Origin of the sequence: Luteitalea sp. (genome assembly GCF_022842525.1) — a bacterium.
Lineage (GTDB): Bacteria > Acidobacteriota > Vicinamibacteria > Vicinamibacterales > Vicinamibacteraceae > Luteitalea.
In genome coordinates, this window is the sequence record NZ_JALHPM010000237.1 from 1 (window position 1) to 8,071 (window position 8,071).

Annotated in this window: 8 protein-coding genes; all 8 read right to left on the minus strand. The window is 70.6% G+C overall.

The genetic code is table 11. The annotated features are described in order from the left end of the window. Positions 1-562: thiamine phosphate synthase (locus Q0C41_RS27775; protein ID WP_291989623.1), on the minus strand; the 562-nt coding region annotated here is incomplete at its 3' end. Between the two features lie 4 nt (positions 563-566). Beyond that, positions 567-1,919, minus strand: a complete 1,353-nt coding sequence (accC, locus tag Q0C41_RS27780; RefSeq protein WP_291989625.1) for an acetyl-CoA carboxylase biotin carboxylase subunit — start codon at positions 1,917-1,919, stop codon at positions 567-569. A gap of 12 nt (positions 1,920-1,931) precedes the next feature. Next, on the minus strand, positions 1,932-2,411 hold the full coding sequence (gene accB, locus Q0C41_RS27785) for an acetyl-CoA carboxylase biotin carboxyl carrier protein (protein WP_291989627.1): 480 nt from the start codon (positions 2,409-2,411) through the stop codon (positions 1,932-1,934). Between the two features lie 2 nt (positions 2,412-2,413). Then, positions 2,414-3,556, minus strand: coding sequence for a Xaa-Pro peptidase family protein (locus tag Q0C41_RS27790; RefSeq protein ID WP_291989629.1), 1,143 nt, complete (start codon positions 3,554-3,556; stop codon positions 2,414-2,416). A gap of 85 nt (positions 3,557-3,641) precedes the next feature. After that, positions 3,642-5,246 carry a tetratricopeptide repeat protein gene (locus Q0C41_RS27795; RefSeq protein WP_291989631.1) on the minus strand — a complete coding sequence of 535 codons (1,605 nt, stop codon included), beginning with the start codon at positions 5,244-5,246 and terminating at the stop codon, positions 3,642-3,644. 27 nt (positions 5,247-5,273) lie between these two features. Further along, positions 5,274-6,059: a PKD domain-containing protein gene (locus Q0C41_RS27800; RefSeq protein ID WP_291989633.1), complete on the minus strand. Its 786-nt coding sequence runs from the start codon at positions 6,057-6,059 to the stop codon at positions 5,274-5,276. A gap of 16 nt (positions 6,060-6,075) precedes the next feature. Then, positions 6,076-6,708: a hypothetical protein gene (locus Q0C41_RS27805; RefSeq protein ID WP_291989635.1), complete on the minus strand. Its 633-nt coding sequence runs from the start codon at positions 6,706-6,708 to the stop codon at positions 6,076-6,078. After that, positions 6,705-8,071 (minus strand): type IV pilus secretin PilQ (gene pilQ / locus Q0C41_RS27810; protein ID WP_291989636.1); only part of this gene is annotated, 1,367 nt, incomplete at its 5' end. The genes pilQ and Q0C41_RS27805, both read right to left, overlap by 4 nt.

Here is an 8,071-nt window from a genome sequence, read left to right on the forward strand (position 1 = left end):
CCGCGGCGACGACGGCCGGCGCCATCGCCAGCGTGATGCCGCCGATGGCCACCAGCGGCATCGGGTCGCTGGTGCCGACACGCGCGCGCGCCGCCGCGACCAGGGCGGTCCCCACTGGCGCGTAGCCGGTGTTCTTGGTCTGCGTCCCGAAGACGGGGCCGACGGCCAGGTAGTCGATCGGCAGCTGGCAGGCGGCCTCGACCTGCGCCTCGCTGTGGGTGGAGAGGCCGATCACGGCCGCGGGGCCAAGCAAGGCGCGCGCCGCATCGACGGGCAGATCGTCCTGCCCCAGATGCACGTGACGCGTGCCGGCGACGAGCGCCACGTCGACGCGATCGTTGACGATGACCCACGCCTCGCCGGCGCGTCGGGCGAGGGCCTCGGTCCAGGCCAGGACGTCGCGCGCCGGGGCGTCCTTCGCGCGCAGTTGCAGGATCCGCACGCCGGCCTGCAGGTACGCGTCGGCGAGGTCGGGCACACGCCAGCCGGCCCGCGCCGCCACGTCGGCATCGACAATGGCGTACAGCCGGGACGGCAGCGGGCGGCGCGACGAATGCGCCACGGGGTCAGGCAGCCGGTGATGGCGGCAGGAAGCGGTCCATGAAGGCGGTCGAGATGCGCGCCTGCTGGAAGTCCACCTCCGCGAGGATCTTCAGGTGCATCGGCACGGAGGTGTGGATGCCCTCGATGACGGTCATCTCCAGCGCCCGCCGCATGCGCGCGATGGCCTCCTCGCGCGTCCGCCCGTACGACATGATCTTGGCGATCAGCGAGTCGTAGTTGGGCGGCACCGTGGCCTCGGCGTGGACGAAGGTGTCGACACGGATCCCTGGTCCGCCCGGCAAGCTGAACGCGTCCACGCGGCCCGGACTCGGGGCGAAGGTGACCGGGTTCTCGGCGTTGATGCGGCACTCGATGGCGTGCCCCGAGAACGTCACCTCGTCCTGCGTGAACGACAGCACGGCGCCGGACGCCACGCGAATCTGTTCCTTGACGATGTCGATGCCGGTGATCAGTTCGGTGACGCCGTGCTCCACCTGCAGGCGGGTGTTGGCCTCGATGAAGTACAGGTTGTCCTGCGCGTCCATCAGGAACTCGAAGGTGCCCGCACTGGAGTAGCCGACCGCCCGGGCAGCCTCGACGACCATCGTGCCGAGCGCCGCGCGCTGCTTCTCGCTGATGACGGCCGACGGGGCTTCCTCGATCAGCTTCTGGTGCCGTCGCTGCACCGAGCACTCGCGCTCGCCGAGGTGGACGACGTTGCCGTGCTCGTCGCCGAGGATCTGCATCTCGATGTGCCGGGGCGCCTCGAGGTACTTCTCGAGATACACGTCGCCGATGCCGAAGGCGGCCTGGGCTTCGCGCTGCGCCGTCCGGAGGGCCTGCGACAGCTCGTCGGCGTTCCGGACGATGCGCATGCCGCGTCCGCCGCCACCGTTGCTGGCCTTGATGATGACCGGGAAGCCGAGGGCCGCCGCGATGGTGCGGGCCTCCTCCTCGGTCTCGACGGGACCGTCACTGCCGGGAAGCGTGACGACCCCGGCCTTCTTCATGGCGCGCCGGGCCCGGGACTTCTCGCCCATGAGGCGGATGACCGCGGGACTCGGCCCGATGAACTTGATGTGGCACGCCTCGCACACCTCGGCGAGATAGGCACTCTCGGAGAGGAAGCCGTAGCCGGGATGGATGGCATCGGCGCCGGTGATCTCGGCGGCGCTGATGATGGCCGGCACGTGGAGGTAGCTTTCGGCACTGCGCGCCGGGCCGATGCAGACCGCCTCGTCGGCGAAGCGGACGTGCAGGCTGTGCTCGTCGGCCTCCGAGAAGACGGCGACCGTCTTGATACCCATCTCCCGGCACGCGCAGATCACGCGGAGCGCAATCTCGCCACGGTTGGCAATCAGAATCTTCTTGAACACGGCAACCCCGGGCTAACGAGCGCGCACGGCGAACAGACGCTCGCCGTACTGCACGGGCTGGCCGTTCTCCACGAAGACCTGGACGATCTCGCCGTCGTACTCGGAGACGATCTCGTTCATGAGCTTCATGGCCTCGATCAGGCAGAGCACCTGATTCTTGCGGACGGTGTCGCCGACGTTGACGAACGGGGCGGCGGTGGGCTCCGCCGCGCGGTAGAACGTCCCCACGATGGGCGACTTGACGACCGCGAGCTCGACGCCTTCGGTCTCGGTGACCTCCGGCGACGCGTCACTGGTGGCCGCGGCCGTCACCGGCGGGCCGGCGGCGACCATGGGCATGGAGAGCGGATGGGCGGGGCTCACGACCACGGCGGGGGCGTCCTGCCCCTTCTTCCGGACCCGCAGCTTGACGCCTTCCTGTTCCAGTTCGAACTCCGCGAGTTCGTGTTCACGGACCAGGTCGAGGATCTGCTTGATTTCGTCGAGTGTCATCGTCAGTGTGCGGTCGGCCAGCCGAGGGGCACGTCGGTGATTTGCTCGTGTCCGTACGCCGTCACGACCACATCGTCCTCGATGCGGATGCCGGCGCGGCCTGTCACGTATGCCCCCGGTTCGATGGTGCAAACCACGCCAGCCTCGAGGGGGGGCTGGGCGGCGTCTTCGGGCCGGGGACGAGCGAGCCTCGGGGCCTCGTGTACCTCGAGGCCGAGTCCGTGTCCCGTGCCGTGTCCGAATGTCTCCCCGAGACCCGCGGCCTCGAGAACCTGCCGGGCGGCCCTGTCGACGTCAGCCGGCGTGGTGCCCGGCCGAACGGCAGCAATCCCGGCCTGCTGGGCCAGGCGCACCGCATGATACTGGCGGTCCACCTCGGCCGATGGGAGCCCCAGACATACGGTCCGGGTCAGGTCGACGCAGTATCCGCCGTAGACCCCGCCAAAGTCCAGCACTACGACCTCCCCCGCCTCCAGACGCCGATCGGTCGGCCGGGCGTGCGGAAAGGCACTGCGGGGGCCGCTGGCGACGATCGTGTCGAAGGCCGCGCGGCTGAAGCCGACGGCGCGGACACGGGCGTCGATGTCTGCGGCCACCTCGAGTTCGGTGCGGCCGACCCGGGCGACGCCGTCGGCAAGAATGCCGCGGGCCGCCTCGGACAAGCGCGCGCCACCCTCACGTAGCAGGGCGAGTTCGACCGCGTCCTTGACTCGGCGGGCGTGCTCGACGATGTCGAGGGGTTGGTCGATCAGCGCGCCGGACCAGCCGGCAGCCGCGAGCGCCTGCTCGATCAGCCGGGCGGCGTGCAACGTCAGCACGCGGCTTTCGAGCGCCACGCGGCCGATCCCATCGCTCGCACATCGGCTGGCGAGCCAGGTCGAGGCGATCACGTCGGCAGTGGCCACCGGATGCACGAGGTCGGGGCCGACCTCCTCGGCCCGGGCCGCGGCCGCGGCCTCGTACCGGGGATCGACCAGCAGGAACAGACGGCCGTCCCCGGTCAGCAGGCCGGAGCCTGCCGTGGCCTCGAGCCCGGACAGGTAGCGCAGATTGGGCAGATGCGAGATCAGGAGCGCGTCGGCGCCGGCGGCCACCAGGGCCGCCCCGGCCCGCTGCAGGCGGCCCCGGAAGTCGAATGGGTTCACATGCGGGTGGTCGCGCACGGCGCACAGTGTCGCATGCACGCGGGCGCGACGCCCGCGGCGCCGTGCCGGACCGACGAGGCCGCGGTCAGGCGTCCGGGTGACTGAACAGCGCCGCGCGCCGGGCCCGGACGGCGTCGAGCATCTGCTGCAGCGACGCCAGGGCTGGCGGGACCGTGTCGCCGCGCATGGCGACATCCTCGAGGGTGGCCTCGAGCGCGGCATCGGCCATCGCCCGGCGCACCGCTGGTGAACGATGGGTCGGCGGCTCGAGCGAGTCGCCGTGTCCGGCGAGCGCGAACACCTCGCCGAGCGCCGACTTCACCGATCCGGCCCACGCCGTGTCGGGCGGCGCGGCGACGACCAGGTCGGGCAGCGTCGCGACGACGAGGTCCTCAGCCGGCGCGAGGGGTTCCGGTTCGGTGAGCGAGGCGAACGGGGCGGGCGCCGGCGGTGCGTCGTCCCGCACGTTGCGGAAGGGCGTCGCGTCCGCGCCCGCCGCCTCGTGGAGATCGCCGAGCGCCCACGTCGCCGACGGCCCGTCCGGGACGTTCCACGCGCCGGAGGGATCGGTGGCGGCCTCCTCGGCCCAGGGCGCGCGATCGGCGCCGTCGGTGGGCGGCGTGTTCGTCCCCCATCCGGCGAACGCCGCGGGCGCCTCGTCATCGGACTCGCCGCCGAACAGGCCTCCCCAGAACGGCGACGACTCATCGATGCCGGCAGGCGCGAGTCCCGGGGCCTCGAGCGACGCCACCGCGGCGGGCGATGTCACCTCGTGCACGGGCGTGAGGGACGGCTCGGCATCGCGTTCGCTGCCGAAGCCTGCGAGGGCGTCGATCTCCGGGTGAACGTCGGCGTCGAGGTCTGGCGTCGGGATCGCCAGCAATCCAGACAGATCCACGAGCGGCGCGTCGATGGTCGGTGCGTCCCACACACCGGCCGTCGGCGGGGCCGCCACGGCCCGCTCGTCGGTGGCCGGCGCGGTGCCGCCGGGCGGCAGGATGGCCCATGAATACACGCGCGCCCCATCGGTGGGCGCGTCGGCGTCCGTGTCGCTCGACGAGGGGACCGGCCAGATGCCGGCGGGTTCCTCTCCCTGCAGGTGCGGGGGGGTGAACCCAATCGTCGGCGACTCGGCGTGCGGATACAGGACCAGCGTGTCTGTCGCGTCGGTGGCGGCGGTGGCGTCAACGGGGGCGGCGAGGGCCGGGCCGTCGGGCACCGGGGGAAGCGACCAGTCGGGCGCCAGGCCGAACTCCTGAGGACTGTCGGCGCCGCTGCCGAGCGCCTGTGCGATCAGGTCGACCGGAATCGAGGCCGTCTCGTCATCGGCGATGCGGATCTCGAGGTCGTCGAGGGTGGGCGCCGGTGGGAGGGGCGGCAGCGCGGCACACGCGAGGTGCGCCGCATCGAGAGCCTTCGCGGCCGCCAGGTTGTCGGGCGACTGCGCCACGGCCTGCTCGAGTTCGGCGACCGCCGTCCTGACGTCGCCGCTGTCGAGCAGGGCGCGCCCGAGCGTCACGCGAGCCGACGCGTAGGCCGGGTACCGCTCGAGGCCGTCACGGCACACCGCGATGGCCTCGGCGAATCGGCCGGCACGGCGATGCTCCTCCGCGAGGGCGGCAAAGGCGGTCGGCGTCGCATGCGACTGCATGCGACGCCTGAGCTGTTCGAGGGGGTTTCCCGTCGACATCGTGGCGTTCCCTGGCTGGGCCGGTGGCTACTGCTGCTGCCGCGCGAGCACGTCGATCTGCTTGGTCACCGACACCTTGTTGCCGAGCGCGTTGGTGACGGTGAGCTTGACGAAGTAGTCACCCCGCTGCGGGAACTGGTACTTGATGACCCGCCCCGTCAGGATGATGTTGCGATCGTCCATGTTCCACTCGTACTGCAGTGTCGGCGAGTCGAAACAGTCGGTCGGGGCCGTGGCCGTCAGCGGACAGTCCTTGGACAGGCCGGCGTCGAGCGTGACCTCTTCCTTCTCGTAGGCCTCGGTCGGCCGCCAGGTGAAGTTGGCGATCGGCTGGCCCGGGAACACGATGGTGCCGAGGGGCACGAGACGGATGCTGACCGCGCGCTCGACGGCGTTGGCGTAGTCGCCGGTGAGCGGCGTGAAGCCCACCTGCACGATGTTGCCGAGGTCGGCGTTGCCGGCCAGCCCCCCCGGAGGGGCCGTGTAGACGATGGTCGCGCGACCGTCGGGGCCGGTCGTCGTGCTCTTGGACGACAGGCTGCCGAGGTCGACGATGGCGCCGGCGACACGGATGTCGGCGCGCAGCGGGATGCCCGGCTTGGGCTCGCTGTTGGGACCACGAGCCGTCACGGTGATCTGCGACGTCGAGAGCCCGTCGGTGTTGAGGACGTCGGGCGAGGCCAGCACCTGCAGCGACAGGCCGAGTTCTGACGGGCCGGTTGCCTTGGGCATGTCGGGCTTGGACGTGCAGGCCGTCGTGACCCACAGGCCGGCCACCGCCAGCAGCAAAGTTGAAGTACGTCGTGCGGTCATCATGGCTGCACCTGGCTTACTCGGGGTCCGCCCAGTCGGCGAAGTTGATGCTCATGGAACCAGTCACCGTGACGTCGCGCCCGGTCTGGTCCTTGCCGAAGAAGGTCACGTCGGCGATCGTCGAGATGAGCAGGGCGCCGCCGTTGTTGCCGACGAGCGTGACGAGGGGTTTCTCGAGCTTGGCCTGCGCCCGCACGAGGGTGAACACGACGCTGACGGCCTGCTCGCCGACGGTCAGGCCCATTGCGCCCTCGAAGGCGTACGGCACTTCCTCGCCGGGCGTGTTGCGTCCGTCGGTGCGGCGGAACTCGACACGGTAGCGGTTCAGCGTGATCAGGTTGTTGGCGGTCGGGCCCGTCGGATTGGTCACGTCCTTCATCGCCAGCTGCAGCGTGACGCGACCGTTGTCCTCGTAGATGCCGCCCTTGGTCCGCACGTCGGACCGCAGGACGCTCTGGAACGTCGCCCCCGTCTCGGCACCGGACGCGCCTTCGAGACGCTGGAGAATCAGGTACGACGAGGCCTGGCCCGTCCGGACGGTGCTGCTGCACCCGCCCACCAGGGCGGTCGCCCCGGCCACCACGAGAAGGGTCGCGGCGCGCATCGTGCGGGCCGGCCCTGACTGCGAGAGATAGCGCGTAAGTCTCATTTGACGGGTCCTCCGTCCCGCACGATGCGCGGCGTGATGAAGATCAGCAGCTCGCCCTCGTCCTCCGTGTTGGTCTCGCGACGGAAGAGGCGGCCGATGAGGGGCACGCGATGCAGGCCTGGCGTGCGGTCCTCCGTGAACTGGGTCGTGGCCTCGTTGATGCCACCGATGACCGTCGTGCCCTGGTCGGCGACCAGGACGCGGGTGGTCACGCGCTGCGTGTTGATGGAACGGTTGCCGTTGGCCTCGACCTGACCCGGTGAGCCGTTGTCGACGTCGACGTCGAGGATCACGGTGTTGGCCTCGGTGATGCGCGGCGTCACGTTGAGCGTCAGCGCCGCGGTCTTGAACTGCACCTGCGGCACGGGCTGGATGACACTGATGCCGTCACCGGCGGGTGGTGCCGTCAGCGTGGTGTACGGAATCTCCTGGCCACGCGTGATGGTCGCCTTGACGTTGTTCTGGGTGACCACGCGCGGGCGGAGCATCACGCTGACGCGCCCCTGGGTCTCGAGCGCCGACAGCGCCACGTCGACGTTGAAGGCGCCGTTGATGCTGCCCAGCTTGATGAACGCGTTGTCGGCGTCGGTGTTGATGGCGCCGGCCGTGCCGCCCGTGGTGATGGAATTGGGGAACGCCATGTTGGTGGTGTTGCCCAGTTCCGGCGTCATGCCGCCGCCAAAGCCCCAGAGCAGGCCGAGCTCGCGCGCGGCCGACTTGGTCGTGCGCACGATGCGCGCTTCGATCTCGACCTGGGCCTGCGGGCGATCCAGCTCCGAGATGAGCAGCTGGGCGCGGGCCAGGCCGTCCGGGACGTCGAAGAGGATCAGCGTGTTGGTGTTCTGATCGACCTGGACGTCACCGAAGGTCGACATGCCCGACCGCTTGACGAGGTCGGCGATGTCCTTGGCGTTGGCGTAGCTGAGACGCAGCGTGCGCGACTCCTTCTTCGACACCGCGAGCTCGCGCAGGCGCTCCTCGGCCTGCCGCCGCCGGTCGGCCGCTTCGCTCGAGAACGTCGTCGTCGGCGCGATGCGGACGATGGTGCCGTCGACGCTGTAGGCCAGCTGGTTGGCCCGCAGGATCATCTCGAGTGCCTGATCCCACGGCACGTCACGCAGGGTGACGTCGACGACGCCCTTCACGCCGGGGTCGATGACGAGGTTGAGTCCCGTGACCTCGGCGAACGTGCGGAGCACCGCGCGCAGGTCGACGCCCTGGAAGTCCAGCGAGATGGGATGTCCGGTGTACTTGCCGGACGACATCGCCTGGGTGGTCGTCGCCGCGGCCGCGTCGCCGGACACGCCGACTGGCGTGGACGGGACGGGGGCGGGCGTCGAGCGTCGGGCGGTGGCGCGCGGCT